Origin of the sequence: Escherichia sp. E4736 (assembly GCF_005781225.1) — a bacterium.
GTDB lineage: Bacteria > Pseudomonadota > Gammaproteobacteria > Enterobacterales > Enterobacteriaceae > Escherichia.
Map to the genome: position 1 here is coordinate 1 of NZ_VATT01000045.1, position 26,630 is coordinate 26,630.

22 protein-coding genes and 1 pseudogene are annotated in these 26,630 nt (G+C 41.8%); 17 read left to right on the plus strand and 6 right to left on the minus strand.

Annotation, left to right across the window (positions count from 1 at the left end; all coding sequences use genetic code 11):
- Window positions 1-177, plus strand: a pseudogene (locus FEK46_RS22085) (IS256 family transposase); the annotation flags it as partial.
- A gap of 44 nt (window positions 178-221) precedes the next feature.
- Here FEK46_RS22085 and FEK46_RS22090 read toward each other — a convergent pair.
- The gene (locus FEK46_RS22090) at window positions 222-1,211 is read right to left on the minus strand and encodes a tyrosine-type recombinase/integrase (RefSeq protein ID WP_135560366.1); all 990 of its coding nucleotides are present in this window, start codon (window positions 1,209-1,211) and stop codon (window positions 222-224) included.
- Between the two features lie 398 nt (window positions 1,212-1,609).
- Here FEK46_RS22090 and FEK46_RS22095 point away from each other — a divergent pair, with 398 nt between their 5' ends.
- From FEK46_RS22095 to FEK46_RS22115, 5 genes are all read left to right on the plus strand, one after another.
- Window positions 1,610-2,308 (plus strand): hypothetical protein, encoded by a 699-nt coding sequence (locus FEK46_RS22095; RefSeq protein ID WP_138194822.1) that lies wholly within the window; start codon window positions 1,610-1,612, stop codon window positions 2,306-2,308.
- Between the two features lie 62 nt (window positions 2,309-2,370).
- The gene (locus FEK46_RS22100) at window positions 2,371-2,895 is read left to right on the plus strand and encodes a hypothetical protein (RefSeq protein ID WP_138194823.1); all 525 of its coding nucleotides are present in this window, start codon (window positions 2,371-2,373) and stop codon (window positions 2,893-2,895) included.
- Between the two features lie 263 nt (window positions 2,896-3,158).
- A complete protein-coding gene (locus FEK46_RS22105; protein WP_135495477.1) occupies window positions 3,159-3,641 on the plus strand; it encodes a hypothetical protein in 483 nt (160 codons plus the stop codon).
- Between the two features lie 610 nt (window positions 3,642-4,251).
- Entirely contained in the window at window positions 4,252-4,467 is a 216-nt protein-coding gene (cspG, locus tag FEK46_RS22110; protein ID WP_130210289.1) for a cold shock protein CspG, read from the plus strand.
- A gap of 659 nt (window positions 4,468-5,126) precedes the next feature.
- Complete coding sequence (locus FEK46_RS22115) at window positions 5,127-6,257, plus strand: hypothetical protein (RefSeq protein WP_135408930.1); 1,131 nt, start codon at window positions 5,127-5,129, stop codon at window positions 6,255-6,257.
- Between the two features lie 166 nt (window positions 6,258-6,423).
- Here FEK46_RS22115 and FEK46_RS22120 read toward each other — a convergent pair whose 3' ends face one another.
- Window positions 6,424-7,305, minus strand: coding sequence for a LysR family transcriptional regulator (locus tag FEK46_RS22120; protein WP_240731147.1), 882 nt, complete (start codon window positions 7,303-7,305; stop codon window positions 6,424-6,426).
- Between the two features lie 235 nt (window positions 7,306-7,540).
- Here FEK46_RS22120 and FEK46_RS22125 point away from each other — a divergent pair, with 235 nt between their 5' ends.
- The 11 genes from FEK46_RS22125 (at window position 7,541) to FEK46_RS22180 (ending at window position 22,560) form a co-directional block, all read left to right on the plus strand.
- Window positions 7,541-8,140 carry a cysteine hydrolase gene (locus tag FEK46_RS22125; protein ID WP_130224574.1) on the plus strand — a complete coding sequence of 200 codons (600 nt, stop codon included), beginning with the start codon at window positions 7,541-7,543 and terminating at the stop codon, window positions 8,138-8,140.
- Window positions 8,137-9,201: a hydrogenase expression/formation protein HypE gene (hypE, locus tag FEK46_RS22130; RefSeq protein WP_240731148.1), complete on the plus strand. Its 1,065-nt coding sequence runs from the start codon at window positions 8,137-8,139 to the stop codon at window positions 9,199-9,201. The genes FEK46_RS22125 and hypE overlap by 4 nt, the downstream gene beginning before the upstream one ends.
- Window positions 9,176-11,524 (plus strand): carbamoyltransferase HypF, encoded by a 2,349-nt coding sequence (gene hypF, locus FEK46_RS22135; RefSeq protein ID WP_135560369.1) that lies wholly within the window; start codon window positions 9,176-9,178, stop codon window positions 11,522-11,524. Before hypE ends, hypF begins: the two co-directional genes overlap by 26 nt.
- Window positions 11,525-11,552: 28 nt before the next feature.
- Window positions 11,553-12,251 (plus strand): HAD family phosphatase, encoded by a 699-nt coding sequence (locus tag FEK46_RS22140; RefSeq protein WP_240731149.1) that lies wholly within the window; start codon window positions 11,553-11,555, stop codon window positions 12,249-12,251.
- A 42-nt stretch (window positions 12,252-12,293) separates the two neighbouring features.
- Entirely contained in the window at window positions 12,294-13,442 is a 1,149-nt protein-coding gene (locus FEK46_RS22145; RefSeq protein WP_135560370.1) for an MFS transporter, read from the plus strand.
- 452 nt (window positions 13,443-13,894) lie between these two features.
- Window positions 13,895-16,606: an autotransporter outer membrane beta-barrel domain-containing protein gene (locus FEK46_RS22150; protein ID WP_135495475.1), complete on the plus strand. Its 2,712-nt coding sequence runs from the start codon at window positions 13,895-13,897 to the stop codon at window positions 16,604-16,606.
- An 81-nt stretch (window positions 16,607-16,687) separates the two neighbouring features.
- Entirely contained in the window at window positions 16,688-17,842 is a 1,155-nt protein-coding gene (locus tag FEK46_RS22155) for a glycosyltransferase family 4 protein (RefSeq protein ID WP_135560371.1), read from the plus strand.
- 419 nt (window positions 17,843-18,261) lie between these two features.
- The gene (locus tag FEK46_RS22165; RefSeq protein ID WP_135560372.1) at window positions 18,262-18,687 is read left to right on the plus strand and encodes a hypothetical protein; all 426 of its coding nucleotides are present in this window, start codon (window positions 18,262-18,264) and stop codon (window positions 18,685-18,687) included.
- A gap of 90 nt (window positions 18,688-18,777) precedes the next feature.
- A complete protein-coding gene (locus tag FEK46_RS22170; protein WP_135560373.1) occupies window positions 18,778-19,509 on the plus strand; it encodes a hypothetical protein in 732 nt (243 codons plus the stop codon).
- 475 nt (window positions 19,510-19,984) lie between these two features.
- Window positions 19,985-21,187: a methionine gamma-lyase gene (megL, locus tag FEK46_RS22175; protein ID WP_135495470.1), complete on the plus strand. Its 1,203-nt coding sequence runs from the start codon at window positions 19,985-19,987 to the stop codon at window positions 21,185-21,187.
- Window positions 21,188-21,261: 74 nt separating this feature from the next.
- Complete coding sequence (locus tag FEK46_RS22180) at window positions 21,262-22,560, plus strand: aromatic amino acid transport family protein (RefSeq protein ID WP_130238102.1); 1,299 nt, start codon at window positions 21,262-21,264, stop codon at window positions 22,558-22,560.
- A 34-nt stretch (window positions 22,561-22,594) separates the two neighbouring features.
- On the opposite strand, the gene FEK46_RS22185 is transcribed toward FEK46_RS22180, so the two are convergent.
- The 4 genes from FEK46_RS22185 to fliD form a co-directional block, all read right to left on the minus strand.
- Entirely contained in the window at window positions 22,595-23,809 is a 1,215-nt protein-coding gene (locus tag FEK46_RS22185; protein ID WP_135495469.1) for a sigma 54-interacting transcriptional regulator, read from the minus strand.
- Window positions 23,810-24,084: 275 nt separating this feature from the next.
- Window positions 24,085-24,420 carry a flagellar protein FliT gene (locus FEK46_RS22190; RefSeq protein ID WP_130238104.1) on the minus strand — a complete coding sequence of 112 codons (336 nt, stop codon included), beginning with the start codon at window positions 24,418-24,420 and terminating at the stop codon, window positions 24,085-24,087.
- Window positions 24,413-24,820 carry a flagellar export chaperone FliS gene (gene fliS / locus FEK46_RS22195; RefSeq protein ID WP_130210263.1) on the minus strand — a complete coding sequence of 136 codons (408 nt, stop codon included), beginning with the start codon at window positions 24,818-24,820 and terminating at the stop codon, window positions 24,413-24,415. Before fliS ends, FEK46_RS22190 begins: the two co-directional genes overlap by 8 nt.
- Window positions 24,821-24,872: 52 nt before the next feature.
- Window positions 24,873-26,360, minus strand: a complete 1,488-nt coding sequence (gene fliD / locus FEK46_RS22200) for a flagellar filament capping protein FliD (RefSeq protein WP_135495468.1) — start codon at window positions 26,358-26,360, stop codon at window positions 24,873-24,875.
- Between the last annotated feature and the right edge of the window lie 270 nt (window positions 26,361-26,630).

Consider the following 26,630-nt stretch of genomic DNA (forward strand, 5'->3'; position numbering starts at 1 on the left):
ATCCGCCATGCGATCAAAAAGCGTAAAGTGTTCCCGACAGACGACTCGGTGAAAAAAGTGGTGTGGCTGGCAATCCAGTCTGCGTCCCAGAAATGGACGATGCCGTTGAAGGACTGGCGAATGGCAATGAGCCGCTTTATTATCGAGTTCGGTGACCGCCTGGACGGTCACTTCTGAGAAAAGGCATTTACACAGAATCCTAAACAGGCTCCGGGGAAGCGCTAATCAAAATTCAGTTTGTCGCGGGCGCGACGAAGCCGTTGCTCGCCACGGCGATCGTATTTTTGCGTTGTTGTGACACTGGCATGACCCATCGCATCTTTTACCGTGATTAAGTCTTCGCCGTTTTCAAGCAACGCAGTAGCAAACGTTCTTCGCAGATCGTGAGGGGCGCATTTTTCAATTCCTGCCTCTCGCTGCCTCACCTGCAATATGTGATAAACCGCCTGGTCAGTGAGTCTTGCGCAGGTCACATCATCAAAACGGCGGATGCGCGTAAACAACGGTCCCGGTGCATCTCCCCTTACCTGTTCAATCCAGGTCTGTAATCTTACCCATGTCCCTTCCGGCATATAAGCCAGCCGTTCTTTATTCCCTTTTCCTAAGACACGCAATGCGCGTTCATAAGTGACAATGTCACTTATATTAAGCCCTACGGCCTCAGAACGACGCAATCCACAGCCTAACAACACTCCCAACATCGCAGCGTCTCTGGGGCCACGACAGCTACGATCGGTTTCGCAGACCTGAAATAACTGCCGGATCTCTTCTCGGTGCAATGCCCGACCTCGTTGAAGTTTACTTCCGCGAAAATTACGTACGGCAAGAATGTGCTGGAAGCTTTCGACATCCATAAGCTTCAACATCCAGGCCTCTTTCGCTACGCCTTTAAGTGCAGACAAATAGGTATTGATTGTCGCCGTTGCCCTGCCCGTATCCCGTAGCAATTCAGCAACCGCCATGATGTGGTGTCGGCGTAAACTGCCCCAGGGGCAAGTATCCGCATTGGCCGCCCCCAACATTCTGGCAACGATGCCCAGAAAAGATGCCATCGTTTGCCGACTGCGCGGTGAGTTAAGAGAAAGCAAGTATGCCCTTGCCGGATTAAGGAGATGCTCGCTTTCTACAGATGTTGGCCATAACTCGGGTTCTGAGGGAACGAGTTGCTGAAAATTATTCATCTCAGGATCATTGTCGGGAAGACGGGTCATACAAAGACCTCACAACAGCGAAAAACGTCAGATGCGCTACGTAAAAAATTGGCATAAGTGTGCCACACAAGTGGCATTCAGAAAATCTACTTTTTCAAAGGTACATTTTAATAAGTAGAATCGATTATGCTTCCCCATACCCGGAACATACCCCATTCCATAGACGCTGTGGCGAAACAGCCAAATCCAGATGCCATCAGGAAGAAGCATAAAGTCGCTCATACAAGATGTTATTACGATAAAAGTAATAGCAGTTTATTTTTTAGGCTGAATTAATTCTCGAAACTGATGGTTTTATAACCAATAAATGACAGCACTTATCTGTATAAAAATAATAATATCTCTTTGCCGATTATGTTTATTAAGCCTATTTCAATTAAACAATTAAGGAATTTATTATGCCAAAAGTTACTGGTGTTCGGGTGAATTACTATGATTTCGATATGAAAAAAGATATGACTAATGGGTCTTTCCCAAAAACATTATTCCCTGGGGCAACATTTCAGATGATGGTTGATAATGATGTTGTCTATAATAATACGGTAGACTGGAGTGTTTCTACCAATGCAGGAGACAACACAGTTACTGTAAATCAGGACGGCGTAGTGTCATTTTCAAAAGATATTGATGAAAATTGCATTGGTAAAACATTTGTCATTTTTGCCACTGATAAGGTTACAGACAAATATATTTCAGCATATGTAATTAAACCTCTTCGCTTCTTTAAACCACATGTCGAAACCTGGGATGGATTCTGCAGCGCATGGAAGTGGGTTGTGGATGAAAAAGGCACTTTCCCTGCCCGCCGCGATATCAACAATGTCCCTTACGATGAACTGGAAATCGAATCATATCATGATATAAAACGTGAAGTAAATTCCGGGCTTTTTCAGGAATGGGGATTTTTATTATTTAGTGGGTGGACTAATCCTTTACATGGTGCAATTGGTAATCATGAATCAGCAATTTTTTCGGAAGAAAATAACGAAATATATATATCGGAAGTACGCTCCCATAACTCAAGAGATCTCTGGGATGATTCGATGGATCTATATGCACAGGCTGTGGCGTTTTACGGACAATCTATTGTTTCATGATATTTTTACACGCTTAATTATCAATATTATTCCCGTGTCGTAACAATATAGTGAGAGAATTTATGAAGATGCAAGACTCATCATTCAGTGTTAATTTTGTCAGAATTATAGAAAAAAAATCACCGCAAGGAATTAAGTATTATCTGGCATGGCAAAGTGCAGAATTTGACAGTGCATCATATGACAGAAATATTTATGATAAGATTGAATGTTATCAAGTCTATGATGCAATAACAGATACATGTCTTATAAATAAGATAAAAAAAGATACACTAACCGTAGATATTACATCATACGTAAAACCAGGAAGAAAGTTCATAATGAAAACCGTCATTCAGAATACGGCGGGAGAGTATGAAGCATATCCACAAGAAAGCCCTGCACTGCCTGTTTTCGTTCAGGATCTACAATATGCACCATCACATGATCTTACTCATCCTAAATACCCTCTGTGGATTAAAGAAATGTCCACTTCAGAGCAAGAAAAGTTAAAAAATGCTGATTTTTTCAAGCAATGGTTATTAACGACGACGACACTTTACCCTGACCTGAGGAAATGCTACGCTCCTGATTTTTTTCAAAGCTGAAAAACATCCCTTTATGGGACTTAAAGTGGCGGAATGATAATTTTTTCCTTTTTCATGGCGATGAGGAGGGGCGTCCAATTGCAGAAATAAAACAACAATCTCTTACTCCTCCAGTAATTGAGAGCGATATTATTTTTTGTGGGAAACCCCATAGTCAATGCATTGAATATACGACGTATTCATTCGGCATGGGTACTGTTTGTGCAGTACAGAATAGTACTGTTGATGTTGTCGATAAAGGTCCAAGAAACAGGTATATCTATATGATAGATGCCCCCGGCGGGGTAGATGTAGATAAAACAACAAATGATACCAATGGTAATATTGATCTTGAAGTGGATTTTTTCGGTGGGGTGGATATCCGGTATGTCATTGGGGCATTTACTATGAAAATATACACTGAAAGCGTGGAATTTACTGATTTCACATATATGGATCCTAAGAAATTCCCTGAGCCCCCGGAAGGAAAATGCCATATTATTCTTTCGATTCAGGATTATGCCAATACTAACCTTAGTGTTTATAGTAATGGCGTTAATATCAATGAATGTAAGCGGTCTTTTCTCACTGTGGATATCGATAAAATGTGTACTTTTGTCGTTGAATCAGAAAATACTCACAGGATTATTATTAATGGTAAAACAATGAGCGACTGTGGTGCCAGAACTTATAATTTAAAACCAGCAGACCATCTTATTAATGGCGTGGTTGTTTTTGAATACTCGACTGCTATGAGCATTTGGTAATAAATGTAGATCGACTCCTGCTGAATCTGTTAAGTAAGCTATTAATAAATAGCCGGAACATAATATATGTCCGGCTATCATTCTGTTTTGAGTGTTTTCTGTTCAGGAAAATGGGTTACAGGGTGCACGTGCGAGAAACGTCGAAATTTTAGACCGCTGTTGTGGCACAGCCTATGTAAAGTAATAGTCGAATGGTAAGGCCCGTCACTCACTCATTCACCACTACGCCGCCTGGTTTCAGGCATTGTGTAGTGAGGAGAACTACCGGACATCACTCTCCTTACGCTCCAACGGCTTTCGTTGAAAGCCAGCCACCGACAGAAGGGATAACAGGCGTTCTGGCTTACCTTTGTTAATGGCGCACAACAAATAGAACACATGAATGAAAAATAAAAGTTGCATAACCATAATGAATATGCGTTAATAGCATCGTTGGTTTGCAAGACAGACCTTATGAAAGCAGTTTTAGTAAAGCAGTCTCAGTTCAGTGTTATCTTCTGATTACCCTTCTTCGTGAGTCTCCTCCTTAAGTGCCTTAGTAAGTCAAAATCTTTATACAGATCACATTCTTGCCGCGTTGTGTGGCTCACAAATTTAGAAGGTAATATTTATGTCTAACAAAATGACTGGTTTAGTAAAATGGTTTAACGCAGATAAAGGTTTTGGCTTTATCACCCCTGCTGATGGCAGCAAAGACGTGTTCGTACACTTTTCTGCGATCCAGAGCAACGATTTCCGCACCTTAGATGAAGGTCAGAAAGTTGAGTTCTCGATCGAGAATGGGGCCAAAGGTCCGGCCGCCGCGAATGTTATCGCGTTGAGCTAACTATCCTGATAATCAGCATATCTGCGATAACGAAGACGGCATAAGCCCGAGTAGACAGAGTTGCAGGAATAATCAGATTAAAAAACAACCCGCCATAATGGCGGGTTGTTTTTTAATCTCTATGCCGTCTAAAGTATTTAACGGGTAAATTTATCTGCGTCTGAACCTATATATCAGAAGAGATACATGACGTTATCTGAGTAAATTACCTTACCCTATTGGTTAAAATGACTGCTAATCATGCAGTTAGATAGATAAATTTAAACATAAGTCATCACCAATATCACAGATTTATAATAAAAATCATTTCTATGATATCTGATCATTTTAAAATAACCCACTCCATATCAATATATAACTTGCAAATAACAACAACTCTTCTTTAATTGCATTAATATTCATGGTGTTAAAGTGCTCTGGAATGAAGTATTCAAGTCATTATCATTGCAGCTGCTTTTAAGATTGTCAGTTAATGAAAATCTTGATCGCAGAAAAGTGATAAAGCGTTGTGACTAAATTCTGGCAAATAACGCCGTGAATTTACTTCATGTCCAGAGAAAATGAATTAACACTTTATTCCACTACCTGAAAAAACAGGTAGTTCATCAGCAATCTGATATTGTTTTGGGTTGCAAATTTCTATTTGAAAAGAGGTTATTATGCAAAATACAGATGACACGTTTAGCTGGGATTCTAATAATCAGCAAACTTTTCGTTCTGCCGGAGAAACTACGTTGAAGGGACCTGCAGAAACATTTAATAAAATGCAAGGGTGCGGACTTGATGTTTACGGTGTAACTATGGATGGTACTCAATCAGGCCCTCTTATTCTTATTCCTGATAGTATAAAATCCAACCAGATTAACTGGGCTGTACAATCTGCGGCACCTAAAGATTCCAGTTTCAAATTTTTTGAAAAAGCTGATTTCCGTATTTCAGGCAATAGGAAATTAAAAAATAAAAGGTTAATTGACTCCTCTCTATATTACCCTGAATACAAAATTGCTTTCAGCTTGTACGACGACAGTCGTGTTACACTGGAAGAACTACAGGGTGTTTTTCTCGGAATGTCATCGTTAGAGACAGCGACATCCACAGATTTTACGGGTTTGCAGAATTCGAAATTTTCCATTTTGGCTGATAGCATTGGTTTATTTTATAAAGCAACGCTATCAGGGTATAGCACTCTTGATGTACATGCCTATGCGATTTCAGCACCTAATCGTGCTGGTATTGAACCTGAGGGATTGCGTTTTAATAATTATTCCTCACTCTTACTAAATGTTAGGTCGGATCAACATCTTGACTCAGAATTAAAACTTTCGAATAGTTTATCTTTTCATGATTCATCTTATGGTAATATTTTCACAATGTCTATCCATAATGACATCCCAGACAACAACACAGGTGATTTCGTTGCGATAGATGCTTTTGATAACTCGACAGTGGATATTCATACAGCTCAATTTTTACAAGGGTATGGGAAAGGTAAGATTATTCAATTGTCAGGTAATGCAAAGGTAACAATTAATCCATTGATTGATATCGTCCCTATTAACCCTGTGAAGGAAGTGATTAACCCAACAGGTAAGTGCTGGCCCGGCATGTTCAATTTTAAATCAGGGTCAGGAGCAGTGCTAAGATTAAACGCACATTCAATTGGAACCCAGTATGATGTTAATGCGCTATATCTTTTGAATCTTGTTTACATAGATGGAAAACCTATTGATAACAGGAATAAATTGAGTGTTGATTTTGATTCTGGTGGATTGACTATACAGTTGAGATGATTACCCGTTTCAAAAATAAATTTCTGTTTATGAAAATTTATTCTGCGGAGTAATTAACTGCATGCGACAGGATTATTAACAGTGCTGTCGCATTTTTTGTCCACTAAGTTGCCCGTTTGTATCAGGTTGAGACTTGAGTCTAATCTTTTTTATTCAATTTGTAATATTAATTAACACAATACTGATTCAATCTAATATTGTTTACTATTTGTAAAAAATTATCCCTGATAATATCATTTATTTGCGGGTTCCAGGCAATTCCTATATTCCATTTGGTATAATTACCCTCTGGCCTAATAAGTGATACGCCTTTAGGTAAGAAATAGTTGGTTCCCGCGGGTAGTAAAGCCACACCGTTCCCTGTAGCAACCAAAGCTAGTAAAGTATGGATATCGTTTGCAGCAGAAGATGGTTTACCTTTGTAATTGTTTTCTTTCAGAAATTTTTCTGTTTGTTCAACCAGCCCCCGACCTCTGTCTGGATTCATTTGCAACAGTTGATATTGGTTCAGTATTGATTGAATTTTTGGGGTCTTTAGTTTAAATCCTGCAGGAATAGCCAAAACAAGACTTTCTGTAATTAGAGGAATGAAGTTAAGTTTATCTGTTAACGGTTCACGGGTAAATCCAGCCAGAAGTTTCCCTTCCAGTAACATATTCCATTGAACTTTAGAAGGAACATCATCAAGTAATACCTCAACGTCAGGGTATTGTTCCCGAAAGAGGCTTATACATCTGGGAGCTAACTGAAACGAAGATATCCCAAATCCAAGAGTCAGCTTACCTAAACTTCCTTTTTGCAAATTTTGTGCATATTCTGAAAACTCTTCATAATGTTTCAACAATTTCTGCGCCCGGGAAAGAAGCTGTTTTCCTGGTTCTGTCAGTTTTGCTCCCTGGCGGCCCCGTTGAAAAAGGGCAATTCCCGTTATTTTTTCCAAAGACTGTATTTTCTTTGTTAGTGCTGGCTGAGTGATGTACATGGCCTCAGCTGCATCATGATAGCTCCCTAACCTGGCAAGTGTTACAAAGGCGCGTAGCAGCTTCATATCCATTCCCGTTGCTTATCAATTTTTGAAAAAAAGGAATTATACATACTATACCTGTATGGTTCATATTGTTATACAAGGTTTTTATCTGAGAAAAAATCTATTGTTTTTATATTTGATGAACATCCTTTTATTTTTAATCTTCTGGTATAGCCCTGTACAGATAGTTTCAGGGTGTTTCATTTATGTCTGAATGAATTATTAACATTTAAAATTATTTAATAAGGATATAAAGATGCCAAATATCGCTGTTCTGACAAATGATTTACAATATGAATTTACTTATAAAATAACAAATGACCCGCAAGAACTTGATAAAAAACTGAAAGCATTTAATAAATTTCTTGATGGAGTAAGAAACCAGGGGCAAGCCGTTATACATCTACAACTTATTCATGATCCTGATGACCCGGCTGTTCAGCGTCGATACCGAAATCGCGCGGCCGGAATACCAGCAATAGCGGGCACACCAGGCAATCAAATCATTAATACCGTTTACCATCCATCAGATTTTATTGTGGTCAAAGGCAGGGATAGTGGCTTCTTTGAAACTCAATTAGATCAAAAACTCCAGGAACTTGGGGTCAAAACAGTGATTGTCACCGGATTGCAAACTCACGTATGTGTCCAGACGACAGCAGCAGACGCCTTCTTCCGTGGTTATAACGTCTGGGTTCCTGATGACTGCGTTTTTGCCCCCTCATCAGATGATACCGACAGAGCGCTTCAATGGCTTGCTGGATATTGTGCGACCGTCGCACCATCCACTGAAATACTGTCATTACTGGAGAAAACAGGTGATTTACCTGAACGTGGTGAAAGGACAACAGCATGAAAATGACTGAAGCAACGCCTGATAACGAACTTGGCGAGAATTTATTTGCGCCATTGAATGAAACAATCATATTGGATCATGGTACAGGTGCAAAATTAAGCAGAGAGCTGGTTGAGCGTATCTCAGAAACATTGGAAGAAACTTATCTGGGAGAGATGGAGGACAGCGCTCTATTAGAATTACCAACGAATAAAATTGCTTTCACTACCGACTCTTTCGTTGTAACGCCTCTTATCTTTGGCAACGGCGATATTGGTAAGATAGCCGTGTGTGGAACAGTTAATGATCTGGCGGTAAGTGGAGCCCGCCCGCTTTATCTCACGCTGAGTCTGATCATTGAAGACGGGATGCCTGTCTCAGATTTATTAAAAATTATCGCATCCGTTCGTGAAACTGCGCGTTTAGCCGGTGTGAAAATTGTTGCCGGTGATACCAAAGTTGTTGGAAAAGGCGAAGCTGATCAGCTTTTTATCAATACTGCCGGAATAGGCGTGCTGGAGCGGCCTCCTGTTTCGATAACTCATGTCAGGCCGGGCCAGAAAATAATCCTGAGTGGTTATATCGGGAATCACTCTATTCATCTTTTATCGATTCGAGAAGGTTTAGGGTTTGAACGTAATATATTAAGTGACTGCGCACCACTGAATCATATGATTGAAAACATTTTGCTTAATACTCCTACAGGAAAGATAGCTTCCATGCGGGACGTTACTCGTGGTGGTCTTTCTGCAGTATTGCACGAATACGCCAGAGCCACTTCATGCCCTATTGTTTTTAATAAGGATGCGTTGCCTGTCCAGCCTGAGGCAGCTATGGCTGCTGATATGTTAGGTGTGGATGTCATTAATCTGGCCAATGAGGGATGTCTTTGCCTGTTTGTTGAGCCTGATGTGGCAGAGCATGTTCTGGAATTACTCCGCGCTCATCCTTTTGGTAAAAATGCAGCGATTATTGGAGAAGTTAAATCAGGCTCGCAGCCGGAAGTCTGCATGGTCGAATCTGACGGAACGCATACTATTATTGAGGAACTTTACGGTGCAGAACTACCAAGACTCTGTTGATTCTGAAAAAAAAGACACTTGCCGGTTTCGAGTTTGCGGCATTGTCCAGGGAGTAGGATTCAGACCTTTTGTTCATCGATTAGCCAGAACGCATGGCGCAACCGGTTGGGTTCTTAATGATTCCGAAGGTGTTTTGCTGGAACTGCAGGCATCTTCACAAACCATAAATAACATAATTGATGAACTGATCTCTCAGCCACCGCCTCTGGCACGGATCACTGATATATATAAGGTCGAGCTGGAAAAACCAGCGCCATATTATTCAGGCTTTGATATCAGGAAAAGCAATAATTTATCCAATATGGATACAATTGTTCCCCCGGATTCCAATGTATGTAAAGACTGTCTGAGGGAGATGAACGATCCGTCAAATCATCGTTATCGTTATGCCTTTATCAATTGTACCAATTGTGGTCCGCGTTATTCTATTATCTGTGGAATGCCTTATGATCGTGCACAAACGACCATGCAACCTTTTATAATGTGTCCACAATGTAATAAGGAATATCATGATATTGAAGATCGCCGTTATCATGCGCAACCCAATGCGTGTCCTGTTTGCGGACCACAACTGCAGCTAACTGATAAAGACGGCGTATCAATATCAGCTAATGACATTATACGTTTTACCATCGACAGGCTAAAAGAAGGCGCTATTGTTGCCATTAAGAGTCTTGGCGGCTTTCATCTGGTCGTGGATGCATCCAATGTCGACGCTGTGCGAGAGTTACGTCGGCGTAAACGACGTGATGCTAAACCGTTCGCTGTTATGGTTGCCGACAGTGAAAGCGCGGCCCGGTGGGCGGTTGTTACCCCTGACGATATCTCTTTACTTGAGAGCGGGCCTCGCCCTATCGTTCTTTTGCGCAAACGCTCTCAGACGTTGCCAGAAGTGGTGGCACCCAAAAACCCCAATTTGGGTGTAATGTTGCCCTCTACGCCTGTACAACATATGTTGCTTGCTGATCCTGAACTCCCTGTCGTTATAATGACCAGCGGAAATATTTCCGGACAGCCTATTGTCATTGATAATAATGATGCAATTGAACAATTAGGAAAAATTGCAGACTACTTTGTACTTAATAATCGCGATATTCGTACAAGAGTAGATGACTCCGTTGTTCGCGTTATTAAGCGAAAAAACACCACCGATTCACAAATATCATTTTTGCGTCGCTCACGAGGTTATGCTCCCTACCCTGTTCACCTTCCTTATTCCGTTGGAAATGTTGTGGCGTTTGGTGCCGAACTGAAAACCACAATAAGTATTGGGAAAGGTAAAGAAGTGTTTATCAGTCAACATATTGGGGATTTAAAAAATGATACAACATTTAAATCTCATCTCGACTGTATAAAACATCTGCAAGGGTTACTGTCCATAAAAAAAGCCGATATTCTGGTCTGTGATTTACACCCGGCCTTTCGTTCAACTCGCAGTGCCCTCGAAAATGCAGAGATCAAAGTCATTCAGGTCCAACATCACCATGCGCATATGGCCGCATGTATGGCGGAAAATGGTCTTTCAGGTAAAACCATTGGCGTGATTTTCGATGGTACAGGGTATGGTTCTGACGGAACAATATGGGGCGGAGAATTTTTATTTGGTGACGTCGAAAGTGTAGAGCGTGTTGCTCATTTACGCCCAATGTTATTAGCAGGAGGAGATAAAGCGGTTAAAGAACCTATTAGAATGGCAATATCATTGCTGGTTGAAACATATGGTGAAAATGTTGAGAGTTATATCAACTTGCCAGCTATTCTTGATTTATCTGAAAATCGCCGTGAAGTATTCACCAGGATGGTAACAAGGAAAATTAACACAACGATTACTACCAGTATGGGGCGTCTTTTCGATGGTGTTTCAGCGCTTATTGGTATTTGTTCAGAGATTGAGTATGAAGCACAGGCTGCCATTGAAATGGAAGCGCTGCTAAAAAAAGATTTTCATATGGTTGAACCATTTACCTATATAATCGATGAAATTCACAATGGTGATATAAGTGTTGATTATCGTCCGTTAGTGAAAGAATTAGTACAGTCTATACTGGTCAATAATATCAACCAGGAAGATCTTAGCCGACGTTTTCACTCAACCATTGTGCATATTATAGCAACAGTGTGCTCTCTCCTTTCTGAACGTTATGGAACTGACCAGATTGTATTGAGCGGAGGCGTTTTTTGTAATGAATTCTTGCTGGTTAACACTCTTGATGAACTTGAATCAAGAGGTTTCAAGCCATATTGCCATAAGCTGGTACCTGGTAATGATGGATGCATATCGCTGGGACAGGTCGTCGTAGCAGCGAACGGTATGAATATATAGATATTTATTATCATTGAAGGAGAATAGAGTGAATAAAAACGGAGAAAATTTTTCAGCTGTTTTATTTGATATGGACGGAGTGCTGATTGATTCCCGGACGGTTATTGAAAATGGATGGCGTGAAGCGGCTCTGATGTATGAACGTCATCTCACCGACGAAGATATACAGAAGCATATTCACGGACATCCTGGCCCCTATACCATCCGGACATTATTTGGCGATCTCCCGGAATCCGACCAGCAAAAAGTTCAGGCACATATTATTCATGTAGAGAATACGACGGACTGTGAACTTATACCAGGCGTTGCCAGCCTCATTGCTTCTTTGGGAGAGGCGGGTATTTCTGTTGGTATTGTCACCAGCGGGTGGCGGCAAAAAATTAACAGAGTCATAGAGTTACTTCATGCAGAGCCTTACATATCCGTTATTGTAGAACGTGATGATGTTACCCGTGGCAAACCTCACCCTGATCCCTATCTTCTTGCTACACAACGTCTGGGTATTCCTGCAAATCAGGCAGTCGTCTTCGAGGATGCTAAAAGCGGCGTTGCATCGGCAGTCGCAGCGGGGTGTTATTGCGTTGGCGTAGGCGATGAAGATCTCATGCCATTAGGTGCAAAAGTCATTATTCCTGATTTTCAAAATGTACAATTAATCAGAAACAGTGAAGATAGCTATATGCTTAAATTATGCACTGGCCACTCTATTTTATTAAATAGTAATTAATCATGATAGTAATAAACGGCTAACACAGCAGGAGTAATGTTCATGGAACGGCTACAAAAATCCCGATGGGCCGTTACTGTACTGTTTTTTGTCAACGGATTTATACAAGGAGGATGGGCTGTGCAGATAGCACAGCTTGCCCCTCGTTTTGGCGCCGATGATATAACCATTGGTCGACTTATTTTGACATTCGGTTTGGGGGCTTTATTTATGATGCCTCTGTCCGGTATGTTAATCTCAAGGTTTGGCTCACAAAAAGTTGTTCGATTATTTTCCGTGTTAGCATCTGTTTCGTTAATACCCGTAGGCATTGTAAAAAATATTTCTTCATTAGTATTCTTTTTATTTCTCTTAGGTGCGATGATTGGTTCGATGAATGTAGCCATGAATGCAAATGCCGTAATCGTTGAAAGAAAATTAGCTAACGCAATACTGTCAATGTGCCACTGTTCATGGAGCATTGGTTTATTTGCATCGGGTTTTATAGGTGGTTATGCAGTTAAAAACTATGGATACCTTGGTCATATTTTTATAATTTCTGGGATCGTTTTTTTTCTGGTTTTGACAGCACTTCATTTTATCACCAATGATCATCCACAAGAGAATCAGAAAAATAAGTCATCATCGAGTTTACCCCGCCAGGCTAAAATCTATATTATAGGAATAATGGCTCTTCTGGGAATGATACCAGAGTGTGCAGTTGTCGACTGGTCATCACGTTATCTAATTAAAAACCTTAATGCTAATATCGAAATAGCCAGCCTTGCTTTTGCTTTTTTTGCATGCACCATGTCAATGGTTCGATTCGTTGGTGATGTTATACGTGATCGTTATGGGCCGGTGAAAACTCTTCGTGTATCCAGTATTCTGGCAGCAGCCGGTATGCTAACAGCAGCCCTGTCACCGTCGCCGTGGCAGGCAATTCTGGCTTTTTCTCTGGCTGGCGGTGGTATTGCCAATATTGTTCCTGTCATCTTTTCATCCGCAGGCCATCAGCCCGGAATTGCTGTAGGTACTGGAATAAGTATTGTTACAAGCATCGGTTATTTAGGTACATTAATGGCGCCAGCACCAATAGGCTTTTTTGCACAACAATTCGGTTTTTCAATGATATATACAGCAATGGCTTTTATACTTGTTATGAATGCTGTGCTTGCACCATTATTACGTAATAATAATAACAAATATTAAAAACTTTCGTTGACGATAAAGAGTTAGACCTCTCGAGGCCTTTCTGGCCATTGTTCAGGATACAGATCTTCTTCTTTAACTTTTTGAATAATCAAAAGAGACGAGTGATTTGTCCGCATTAATCATGGAAATTTCCTGGTGTTGTTTATAAAAATCCTTATTTTATATCGCTAACAATTTTATTAATCGCTCATTCCGTTTGTTAAATCATTTTCACTTTAACCAGTTGAAATTTGTATAATAACTATCGTTTTCTGATCCCGAATGTGTATTTATTTGAGTATGAAAATGTTGATTTTTATCACTGAATGATATTTTAACCAAAAGTTCAATATTTCTTATTTACAAAATTAATGGGACGTATAGACTCTTAACCTAAACCAAATGCGTTGCGCGTGGTATTGCTCTCGTCGGTTTTATTAAATGGATAAATTTCATCAGGATGAGCTATTATGGATAATAGATACAATTGTTGTTATTCAGAAGAGAGCGTTGAAAAATCTAAAATAGCGCTACAGAATGTACACTATCACGCCGGTCAAAATCCCTTTAACAAAACCCTGGTTGCAGGTGCTATCTTTCTGGCGTTTAATACCGCTCATGCCGCAGATTCTTGTGATTATGTCAGTACCAGACCTGAAACGAGCTGTGTCTATGCTGATAACAAAATAAATATCCATATTCATACTGACATAAATAATCCTACTGGTACCCCAGCCTATCAATACGAAACTGATTATATGACTACGGATAAATCAGTTATCCATTTAGATGCTGGCACAACAATTCATTCGGACGCTACGGGTATAGAGGCATTAGGTCGTAGCAACACCGAAATTGAAGTGAGCACCTCTGGCAATATTTATACCGGAAACACCGCTGATGTTGATGTACAGGAACCTCAGGCCCCCATCTCCGGGCCTTCCGGCGGTATAATCTTTGATATAACCAACGTTCGTGGAACCCAACATGCCAGCGTTTATCTGGCGGGGGCATCCGGCGGTCTATTAGCGTTGGGGGCCGTGACGCAATATTCCGATAGTCAAATTGTTAACCAGAGTGCCAGTAAAGATACCGCCGCAATATATTCTCAGGCGCTGGAATCTCGGGTGACAACCTCAGGCGTTATTCGCTCTCAAGTTGGAGATGCGATTCGTTTGCAGGATACCGGCCCTGAATATTCCTATAGTAGCGGCGGCTACATTATTCTCGATCCTCAGAGTGTGTTTGATGTTCACTTACAGGAAGGTAGCGTGGTGGATGGCGGCTCTGAAGGCGCGGGTATAAAAACCATCGGTGGCACTACCTCCAGTATCACGATTGATGAGGGTGCAATGCTGGGCGCATTGTCTGATGTCGCGATTAGCGCAACTGGCTATGATTATTACGACCTCAACTATACGAACAATCCGTCGGGTATTAATACATACCAATACACCGGGGCGGCTACCACCATCACTAATGCCGGAACGATGACTGGTGTTATTCAATTGACCAGCGGTCAGGATAAGATCGTGAATGATACAACGGGCGTCTGGAATATTCGTCAGTGGTCAGATTCCGATCGTGATGGTATCAGGGATACGGTTGCTGCTGTAGCAACCAGTGATTTTGGTGGTGGAACAGCAGAGTTAAATAACCTCGGTCAAATTATACTGACCGCTAATGCCGATGGCAGCGCAAACAGCGCACTACTGCAAAATTTGCCCACTTTTAAAAACCAGGGCCGTTTAATTCTCGCTAATAACGTCGTAGGTGATCGTTTTACTATCGACGGTGATTATGTGGGTAATAATGGCACTGTTGAGCTGGATACTTACCTGGGGGATGATAGTTCTCCTACAGACAGAGTCATCATTAATGGTTCAACCTCCGGACAAAGTTATCTGCTGATTAATAATTCTGGCGGAACAGGGGCTAAAACCAGTGAAGGGATCAAAGTTATTGACGTTAACGGTGATTCCGCCGGTGAGTTTATTCAGCAAGGTCGTGTCGTTGGCGGTGCATATGAATACTATTTGCATAAAAATAGCGTGAATAACCAGGATGGTGACTGGTATCTGCGTTCACAGCTTCCGATTGTCATACCTGAAGATCCGGTTATACCGAACCCGGAACCTGATCCTGACCCCGAGCCTACGCCAACTCCAGAACCGAAGCCTGAACCTGAACCTGAAAATATCAATCGCCCCGAACCGGGGAGCTATATGTTTAACCATATGGCCGCCAATAGCCTGTTCCTGATGCGCCTTCACGATCGTATGGGGGAAACCCAATATACTGATGCCCTGACCGGTGAGCAAAAGGTGACCAGTTTGTGGCTGCGCCAGGTTGGCGGTCATAACCGTTCTCGTGATAGCAGTGGCCAGTTAAAAAATCAGGGGAATCGTTACGTTTCTCAACTAGGTGGCGATATTGCACAATGGAGTAGCAATGGTTTCGACCGTTGGCATTTGGGCGTAATGGCCGGATTCGCCAGGCAAAACAGCAATACGGAATCAAAATATTCAGGATATAAATCCACAGGTTCTGTGGAGGGGTACAGTGCGGGATTATATGGCACATGGTATGCCAATGAGCATGATAAAACAGGCAGTTATGTTGATGCCTGGGCTTTATATAACTGGTTTGATAATGAAGTAAAAGGTGACCAGTTGGCGACGGAAAGCTATAAATCCCGGGGTGTTACGGCATCAATTGAAGCTGGCTATACATTCAAACTGGGGGAACGAATCTCTGACGGTGTGAAATATTATTTGCAACCTAAGGGACAACTGACCTGGATGAACGTTCGCGCCAATGACTACACTGAACATTCAAGTAGTGGTGGTTCACGAGTTTCCTTTGATGGTGATGGCAATATTCAAAGTCGTCTTGGTATTCGTACTTATGCCAACGGTCATAGTGCTATTGATAACGGTAAAGACCGTAAATTCCAGCCATTTATCGAAGCCAACTGGATCCACAATACTCATAATTTTGGTGCAACCATGAATGGCTATAAGAATAGTATTGATGGAACCAAAAATATTGGCGAAGTAAAAGTGGGACTTGAAGGCCAGTTATCTCGTCGGCTGGATCTTTGGGGTAACGTCACGCAGCAAATGGGTGACAGTGGCTATAGCGATACTCTGGTTATATTAGGAATTAAATATCGTTTCTAGTGGAGAGCCATTGTTAAATGGAAGCCTTCCGGTTTTTATTGACTGGCAGGCTATCCGTTGCATTTGATAATAGGATTTGGTATGCAACCACGCGTTTTAATTGTTACCACTGAAGCACCAGATGTGCTTTTTAGCGGTCTTGGTTTTTTTAATGAACATTTTTGGGCGGAATTAAAACGTCGGAATTATCCTTTTAAAGTGTTGTATCTGAATAATCAAAAGACAGCACATTCTCAGTTGGCTGATTATGAAATTGCGGTAGAACCGGCCTTACCCCTTGATTCATCGCTGGAGTCGCTCAGTCTTAACGTGGCCTGGAGTACAGCGCAAAAAATTCAGCCGATCCTCAATGAGTTCAAACCTGACATTATTTCGGTACATGAAAACTCGCCGCTATTGCCATTCTTTTTTGAGCTAAACCGCGTTCAGTTCACGCTGCATTCCAGCTATATCGGTATGCAACACTATCTGACCCGGACACAAAAAGGAATGCAGCATTATTGGGAACAGAGGATCGCCGTCCGGCAAAGTGGCGCGGTCGTTCTTCATAGCGGCTGGGCGCATCGTTCTGTTATTCAGCATGTTTCGGCAGATATCGTTCCTCCCCATATTTTTCCTATCGGTGTGAATTTCGCAGATTATCCGGCGGATAAAATTGCCCACCCGGAAGGAAAAGTAGTAATTAGCTTTTTTGGTCGCTTTACCGATATTGTGAAGAATTTTCTGATTTTTCGTGAGGCAATCAATACACTTCCTCCAGCCTATCGACAGCGTGTAGAAGCCCGGGTTTATGGCCCTGAAAAAATCCCTGATTATATGGAGAAAGAAGGTTTTAAAGGGTTAACCTTTGTGCAGGGGGAAGAAAAGAAACGGGCGCTGGCGGAAACTGATATCGTCGTTTTCCCAAGTATGCAGGAAAGCTACGGTATTGTTGGTCTGGAAGCATTGTTGTCGAACTGCGCATTAATCGCCACGCCAGGATTAGGTATGGATAGTTATATGCAGCCGGAATATGCTTGCGAACCAACTATCGCCGCGATCCAAAAGCGAATTATTACTTATCTTTCGGATGTCGAGCAATTACGTAAAGACCAGAAGGCGCAGATATTCCGTAATAGTGTTAATCGACCGGAGTTTACGTTAGGTAAGATGACTGAGTCATATATCGGCGTTTGGCAGGAATTGCATAAGACGTTACAGAAAGAGGCGCGAAACGTCGTTCCCGAACAGGTTTGAAGCTAACATCCTTTTTTAACCAACTCGTTTCCCACAAAACAGGCATTGCAAGCACCATGAATACATGCAGAAAATGCTGGTTGTGGGGCCGGGTGGCGATTACTGGCCATGATAATCATACCTGGATTATCTGTATTTTTTAGCGGTGGTTGTGAACGCCATAATCTGTACCCAAATGTAATGCCTGCGATAATACTTGCATAGTAGTCCAGCAGTTTGAACGATTCGACTATGACAGCAAGGCGACACGCCAGGGACAACATTCATCATCAGAGCACGTTAATAATTATCTATGCGCTAATTTCATTAAGGGGATACCTTACCTGAAAATTATGATTATAAACTAATTAGCAGCATGCTGAATATTGATTTTTATCAATATCTAAAACAAGTTAACTACCTAGATTGTTGTGCGTTAAATGTTATTAATTGAGGCGATTATGATAGAGAATGGCGTGTCTTATTTACGTTCAGTAATACTGAAAGATGGTTTTCACTTACGCTATAGGGTTGCTAACAATGATCCGAATAGCGGTACCGGACCAGAGTCAGTATCATGTTATCGTGTATATATAACCACTGATAGTGTTAACTATATTTGTTTGGATGAAGTGGCTAACAATATTAATGACATTTTTATATCGAGTGTTCCTTATACAAATTTATCATGTAATGTTTTATTTAAAATAGCTACCGTTGGTCCAGATGGAACTGAATATTTTACATCATCACCTCATCTTCCTGAATCATCGGCTGTGATGTGGACAAAAGACTATCTCCCTCAGGGAAATAAAACCAAGTACCCACCCTGGTTTAATAATCTGACAGATAATGAGAAAAATTAATTACTTAAGCAAAAATGGTTTGTAAACTGGATGCAGACGACAACTTCACTCTGGCCTAATATCACAAAAATCAAACAGGATAACCCTGATATGGATTATGATATTATCTGGCGCTCAGATTCAGATGTGTTATTCCATGGCGATGAAGAGGGAAGAAGGCCGGATGAAGTTTTTTGCTGTGGCCTGACGCCTCCTGAACCTATGGGCAGCATGAAATTACGCCCGGGTTCACATGTTGGCATCCATGAAAGTTTTAGCCGTTTGTTTGACGGGTTGCCAGCATTTGCTGAATGTGACTCTATGAAACTTACTTACTCTGTTTATGATGAAAGATATATTTATTTAAAAAATGCCCCTGGTGGTATTTGTGTTGATGATACATTATATATTCCCACCTGTTCATCAGAGTCAGAAGTAGCATTTCCCGGTGGAGTTAAACAAAAATACATTATGGGGGCATTTGTTTATATGATCCCTCCTTCAGAAGATCAATATCTTCCGGTTCGCTTTGACTACAATCCAGAAAGTGATTTTAAGGAACCGACATCTGGTAATGCAAATTATATTACCGCACGTACAGATGATAATGAGTTTTCTGTTTATGATGAAACTACATCCAACTGGATCACGCTGAATGCGCCCGTATGCACAATGAAAAGTGGGAAATATAAAGTCAGATCAAAAAATATTTACACCCAGTATTTTGTAAACTTCCAACAGGTCGAAGCAACCGACGAGGTCATATTTGAAATAGACACAGAAAAAATGGCTGTAGACGGCGTCATAATATTATCAGGTCATAATTATTTTCTTTCAATTTAGTCATTTTTGACATTCAGAGAACACATCATGATCTAATGGAATCTCCTACAAACGTAGGGAGCACCATAACTTTAAAATGACTCCAATCCTATAGTCAAATCGATCACCGGTGGACTATATGGATTTGGAGTCACTCCAGACTTCAACGCACACTACTCCAAACAGTGGTTATTAACGACGACCATGTGTAACCCAGATATGAGAAACTGTCACAGTTTTCATGTTGGACAATCCCATCTGTCCCTTCCCTGACAAATAAGATATTCGGATTTTGAGTCCTGCTCCATGCAGGATAAAAAAAGGATGTTGTAACTATCATTTCCGTTAATAGTGGCAACTTTATTGCCAGACTGGAAATATTCAGAACAACAATGACAACTCAACAAACGCCAACACATTGAATAAGAACGATGATTTATCTGGCATAGCAATTGCTAACTCATTAGCGAGTCGTTTATAAAATTAAGGAAAGAGTATGTCTAATAACCGCAATTATCGATTCGATACCAAAATTGTTCACGCAGGACAACACCCGGACCCTTCTACAGGATCACTCAGCACGCCAATTTTCCAGACATCAACATTTGTCTTTGATAATGCCGAACAAGGCGCTGCACGTTTTGCACTTGAAGAACCAGGTTATATTTATACTCGCCTGGGTAACCCCACCACAGATGCCCTTGAGCAAAAAATGGCCGTCCTTGAAGACGGTGAAGCCGCGCTGGCGACCGCTTCTGGAATTTCAGCGATTACGACAGCCCTGCTGACTCTGTGTCAGCAAGGCGATCATATTGTCTCTGCCAATGCAATTTATGGTTGCACTCACGCTTTTCTTTCCCACAGCATGCCGAAATTTGGCATTACCACAAGCTTTGTAGACGCCACAAATATTGCTGAACTAAAAGCAGCAATACGACCAGAAACGAAAGTTGTCTATATCGAAACTCCAGCCAATCCGACACTGACACTGGTCGATATTGAAATGGTAGCGGGTATCGCGCATCAGCACGGCGCGCTGTTGATTGTCGATAACACCTTTATGTCGCCTTACGGTCAACAACCATTACGTCTGGGGGCGGATATTGTTGTACATAGCGTCACTAAATACATTAACGGTCACGGCGATGTAATTGGCGGTGTTATTGTTGGTAAAAAAGATTTTATCGACCAGGCGCGTTACGTTGGACTTAAGGATATTACGGGCGGATGTATGAGTCCGTTTAACGCCTGGCTAACCTTACGTGGCGTTAAAACGCTCGGCGTCAGGATGGAACGTCACTCCAGTAACGCCATGAAAATTGCGCAGTTCCTTGAAAGCCATCCGGCAATTACCCATGTCTATTATCCTGGATTACTGGCTCATCCTCAGTACGATTTATATAAGCGACAAATGACTTTACCCGGCGGTGTCATCAGTTTCGAAATAGCCGGAGGCTTTGAATCTGGCAGACGGATGATTAACGCGGTCAATTTATGTTTGCTGGCGGTAAGCCTTGGGGATACCGAAACACTGATCCAACATCCGGCATCGATGACCCACTCTCCTGTGCCGCCAGAAGAACGATTAAAAGCAGGAATTACTGATGGAATGATTCGGCTTTCTGTAGGTCTGGAAGATCCTGACGATATTATTGAGGACCTTCAGCAGGCAATCGCCACAGCCATCGCCGGAAATTAATTTTTCAAAAGCATATAAAATATCAACACCTGCCCTCTGCTTTATTGGCAGAGGGATTGGGATGGAGGCACATTATGCAAATCAGCACGCAACAAGCGGATAATTATGTAAATATTTCTCACACACTCACCAATAAACTACCCTTTACACGCTATGACTTTGGCTGGGTTTTATTATGCATTGGCATGGCCATTGGCGCAGGTACAGTTTTAATGCCAGTGCAGATCGGCTTAAAAGGGATATGGGTTTTCATTACAGCATTTATTATTGCCTACCCTGCAACGTATATTGTGCAGGACATGTATCTTAAAACACTTTCCAAAAGTGAAACCTGCAACGATTATACTGATATTATAAGCCACTACCTGGGGAAAAACTGGGGCATTTTTTTAGGCGTTATATACTTTTTGATGATTGTCCATGGAATATTCATCTACTCTCTTTCCGTCATTTTTGACAGCGCTTCGTATATCAGACACTTTGGTTTAACCGATAGCGACTTGTCACAATCCATTATCTATAAAATCATTGTCTTTTCTGTTTTGGTTGCCATTGCCTCTCGTGGAGAAAAAATATTATTTAAAATTTCCGGGCCAATGGTAATCATCAAAGTAGGGATTATTGTTATCCTGGGTTTTATCATGATCCCACACTGGAATTTTAATAATATCAGTGCATTTCCCCCAATGAGTGATTTTTTTCGTGACGTTCTGCTGACCATCCCGTTTTGTTTTTTCTCAGCCGTCTTTATTCAGGTGTTGAATCCGATGAATATTGCCTATCGAAAAAGAGAAAGAGACCGGGTTATGGCCACCAGAATGGCTATCCGCACCCATCGAATCAGTTACATTGCGCTGATAACCATCATATTATTTTTTTCATTCTCATTCACTTTTTCCATCAGCCATGAAGAAGCGATTTCCGCATTTGAGCAGAATATTTCCGCCCTGGCGCTGGCAACGCAAGTGATACCAGGAGAAATTATTCATCTTGCTTCGACAATATTAAATATTTTTGCAGTTCTGACGGCTTTTTTTGGTATTTATCTTGGTTTTCATGAAGCATTGAAAGGAATTGTACTCAATATTTTAAGTCGGGTAATTAATGTTGAGAAAGTCAGCCCGCAGATGCTCACAACAGGAATAGGGATTTTTATTGTTGCGACACTGGTTGTCTGGGTTTCGTTTCGTGTATCCGTTCTGGTGTTTTTCCAGCTTGGTAGTCCTCTATACGGTATCGTCTCTTGTCTGATCCCTGTTTTCTTAATTTACAGTGTCCAAGCGCTAGAAAACCTACGCGGAGTCAGAAGCTGGCTTATTTTTATCTACGGTATTCTACTCTGCCTCTCACCGCTGCTGAAACTCATCGAGTAGTATTTTGGCCGCCCCCATATGTTAGATGGGGGCGTTAATAAACCACATCTTGTTGGTAACTGCGTATTTTATTCAAAACGGTCGTGTGCGAAACACCCAGTACTTTAGCAATGCTGCGTGCAGAATTATTATCATCTAACATTTTTTCGATAATTTTTCGTTCAGTCAAGCGAACTTGTTCTTTTAAAGGCTCCATATTCCCACAGTGGCTTTGCTGGTTCTCCCGGCATGGAGAATTCATCCATTTCAGTTCGTCCATTGTTACTATTCCACTGTCCGACATATGCATCAAGCGGATAATAATATTCTCCAGTTCCCTGATGTTGCCCGGCCATGTGTAATGCTGCAAAAATTCCAGACTATGTTTATCAAAAACCAATGCCCGCTTAAACTCACAACCATGCTTTTGCAGAAAATGATCAATCAATAACGTAATATCTTGTGGATGCTGGCGAAGCGGCGGGATTGTTAACGAAAGAATATTGATTCGGTAGTAGAGATCGGCACGTATCTGACGATTCAACATCATCTCTTCCAGGTTCGCATTAGTGGCTACGATAACCCGAGTATCAAAAGAAACAACCTGAGAACTGCCTATACGCCGGATACCACTATCCTGCAAAACGCGCAGTAGTTTTGCCTGCATACTTAGTGGCATTTCGCCAAACTCATCAAGAAACAGCGTTCCTTTATCCGCCATTTCAAACAATCCTTTCTTCCCTTTGCCATCGGCCCCGGTGAACGCGCCTTTCTCGTAACCAAAGAACTCGCTTTCCATCAGTTCTTCAGGGATTGTCGAACAGTTTACCGGAATAAAAGCGTGTAAACGTCGTGGCCCACAATTATGAATAGCACGCGCCAGCAACTCTTTCCCTGTTCCCGTTTCACCGCGAATCAATACGGTAAAACGACTTTCCGAAAACTTTATCGCTTTTTCTATAAGCGATTGCATTTGCGGGCTTTCACCAATCACATCAGTAAAATATTCGCTCGGTTTTACTGATCTATGAGAGGTGATTCCACTATCGGTACTAAAATGCTCAATATTAATAATGTCTGGATGATGACTTAACCGTGTCACCACACTATTGATATCCCCTGTATGACGACACATTGATTTAATAAGAATGCGTCCGGCTGTCACTTTCATTGAAATAATATTAAATTTATAAAATGAAAATTCTTTTAAAACGTCTTCTATCATTGAAATACGGTCAATGGTTTTTATATTCCAGCGTATCGTAAACACATAAGCTCCATTGCATTTTTTGAACACATCGACAGGCATTTTACTGCAAGGAGGAGGATGTTCTGCCAAAGGCATCACAGAGTTGAGGAAAATCTCAATGAAGAACAACGTTAAGGGAATATGTGTCGCGTAGCATCGGAAACTGGAAATAGAAAATATGATAGATAAACTATTGAGAATAGATGATATTGTTAATGCCCATGACTCCGATGGACATTAACCAACGCTGGTACAGCTCATTTGCTGCCCAGGGAATGCAGTATAACCAATGCTAATTAGCGTTTTACCGCGTCAAAAGACGTATACATCTGACTAACTTTTGAACCTTGATGCAAAGATGACATATTTTGCTTGAGCGTTTCGAGCCTGATATTGACTTTACGGATCAACTCCTCTGTACCGTTCATAAGCTCACGAACCAGACTTTTGATGCGTTCACGCTCAATTTCTGACAGCGTTAATCCACTGGTGCCCGTCATTAAGTCTTCCGCTTTCGCCAGAAATATATCCAGCAGCGCTAAAAAGGCATCCCATTTTTCTTCACGCACCATCGTTAACATCGACTGGTTCATGTCGAACAAATTATCATAATGTGAAATCAAATTAACCACGTCTCCCCCGGGTTTGCTGTGGGTCAATTTCTTCCCAGGTTTCTGCAAGCCGCATTAATAGTTGATCGACATGCTTCAGTAATTCAGGGTCGTTCGTTCGGTTAGCCTGAAACAATGTCCGTGACATATACTCATAAAGTTGTTCGAGTTCGCCTGCAATATGCAGACCTTTCTCATGATCAAGCGATGCCCGCAAACCATTATCAATAATATTGATTGCTTTAGAGATCATCTCCCCGCGGCGAGGAATATTACCCTGTTCAAAATAGATAATTGCTTTCTGGATTGCGCTATGAATTCCATCAAACAGCATAGAAATAAGCTGATGTGGGGTTGCTCCTGCCAGTTTGCTCTGTAGCGAAACTTGTTTGTAGGCTTCTGCGCCCTGTGAAGTGTACATATCAGACTCCTGCGGGGCTGGCGGAGTCACGCTCCGTCAGCCTTTACTCTTATTAAATCGTTGATAAAAGAGAGGTTAATTGCGAGTTCATGCTGTTCATTTTTGACATCGCGGTATCCAGATTCTGGAACTGGATGCGATAACGCTCAACCTGAGCATCGATCAGTTTCTGGGTCTTATCAATTTGCTGCTGAACCACCTTGCTTTGTGAATCAAGGCCGTCAGTGGTGGTCTTGATAAGCCCGGTTTTATCATCGCTACCAGTACCAATATAGCTACTGATGATATTCCCCAACGTAGTCGCCATGCCTTCATTACTGCCATGACCCATAAACATATTGGCGATCTGATCCGGATCATCGGCAATCGCGTTGTCCAGCTTGTCCTCATCCAGTGTCATCTGACCGGTTGCGGCATCAATTTTGATGCCCAGATCGGCTAATGAACCATAATCAGCGCCAGAATCACCATAAACGCCGTTTACCGTAGAGCGAATTTGACTGACCATTCCGCGCAGCGTGGAATCGCCCATCAGCGCCCCGCTCTTGGAACTGGGCGTTGCGACATCATCATCACTCAGACCGGAGGTATCATTCTTGACGTACTTACTGAATGTAGTTGTTGCTGACAGCAGTGCATTGTATTGCTTAACAAAATCCTGAAGGTGAGTTTTAATAGCAGACGTATCAGCCGTTAATGTCAACTGCTCAGATTGTAATTTGGTCGGATCATTTTTATCTGCTTCAGAAACGGCATTCAGGTTCAGCGTCACACCGTCAATGATGTCAGTAATGTTGTTACTGGAACGAATAAAATCAGTACCATCAACAGACAATTTGGCATCTTTAGCATCCGAAACCGAAATCATCTTGTCAGCAGCACCAGGATCGCCCGCAACACCATTTGGATGCTGACCGCCCGCTGACGTGTCCAAGATGTCCGCAAGATTCTGATCGCCGTCGACCTTAACGCTCATTTCACCGTCGCTGCCGGTTGTTTTAGAACTCAGAACCAGTTGATAACCGTTGCCTGTAGGCTGAACGCTGGCACTAACATCACCATTTTGCTTGTTGATAGCCTTGGCGATGCTGTTTAACGACGTTTCATCGTCTTTAAGTTCAACTTCGGTGGTTTTTCCGTCTTTTTGCGTGATGGTGATCTTTCTGGTGCCGCTGCCAGTTGTACTCCCCAGGGTGGTGTCAGCACTGGTCTGGAGTGCCGTTTTCAGTTTATGGGCAGATGCCAGTTGTTCCACAGTAATTTCATGAGTATCCGCCAGCGCACCCGTGCTCGCCGTCGCAGTAAAGGCTTTGTTGCTACTCACTTTCAGGGTATTGAATGCATCACCACCTAATGATTTCACCGATTTTTGCAGCGTAGACAATAGGTTGGAGATAGATCCCCAGGCTGAAATCTTCAATTTATAGCTATTCTGAAGACTGGTATAGGGCGTCAGGCGCTGCTGTTCGCTGGCTTTAAGTTGCTCCAGCATTGATGCGGTATCGATCCCTGAACCGATTCCCAGTGATGATATACCCATGTTGTTTCTCCTGAGGGGTTGTGATTTTTAAGAATCTCTTCCCTATATCGGCATAAAAACAGACTGGATAAATATTTAACTTTTTTTCAACAATCCGAAGAATGAAATTATTCGCTTTCTTTAATTTGTCCTCTTACATTTCCGCCCTATTTTTACTTTTTTTATCTCATTCGCTTTAGCCACTTTATTTCCACGCCGATATCTGTGGTATGCGGAGTTACAACGCATATTCAGTTTAAATTCTATTCCGGGCGGATCGCACCGCCAGGT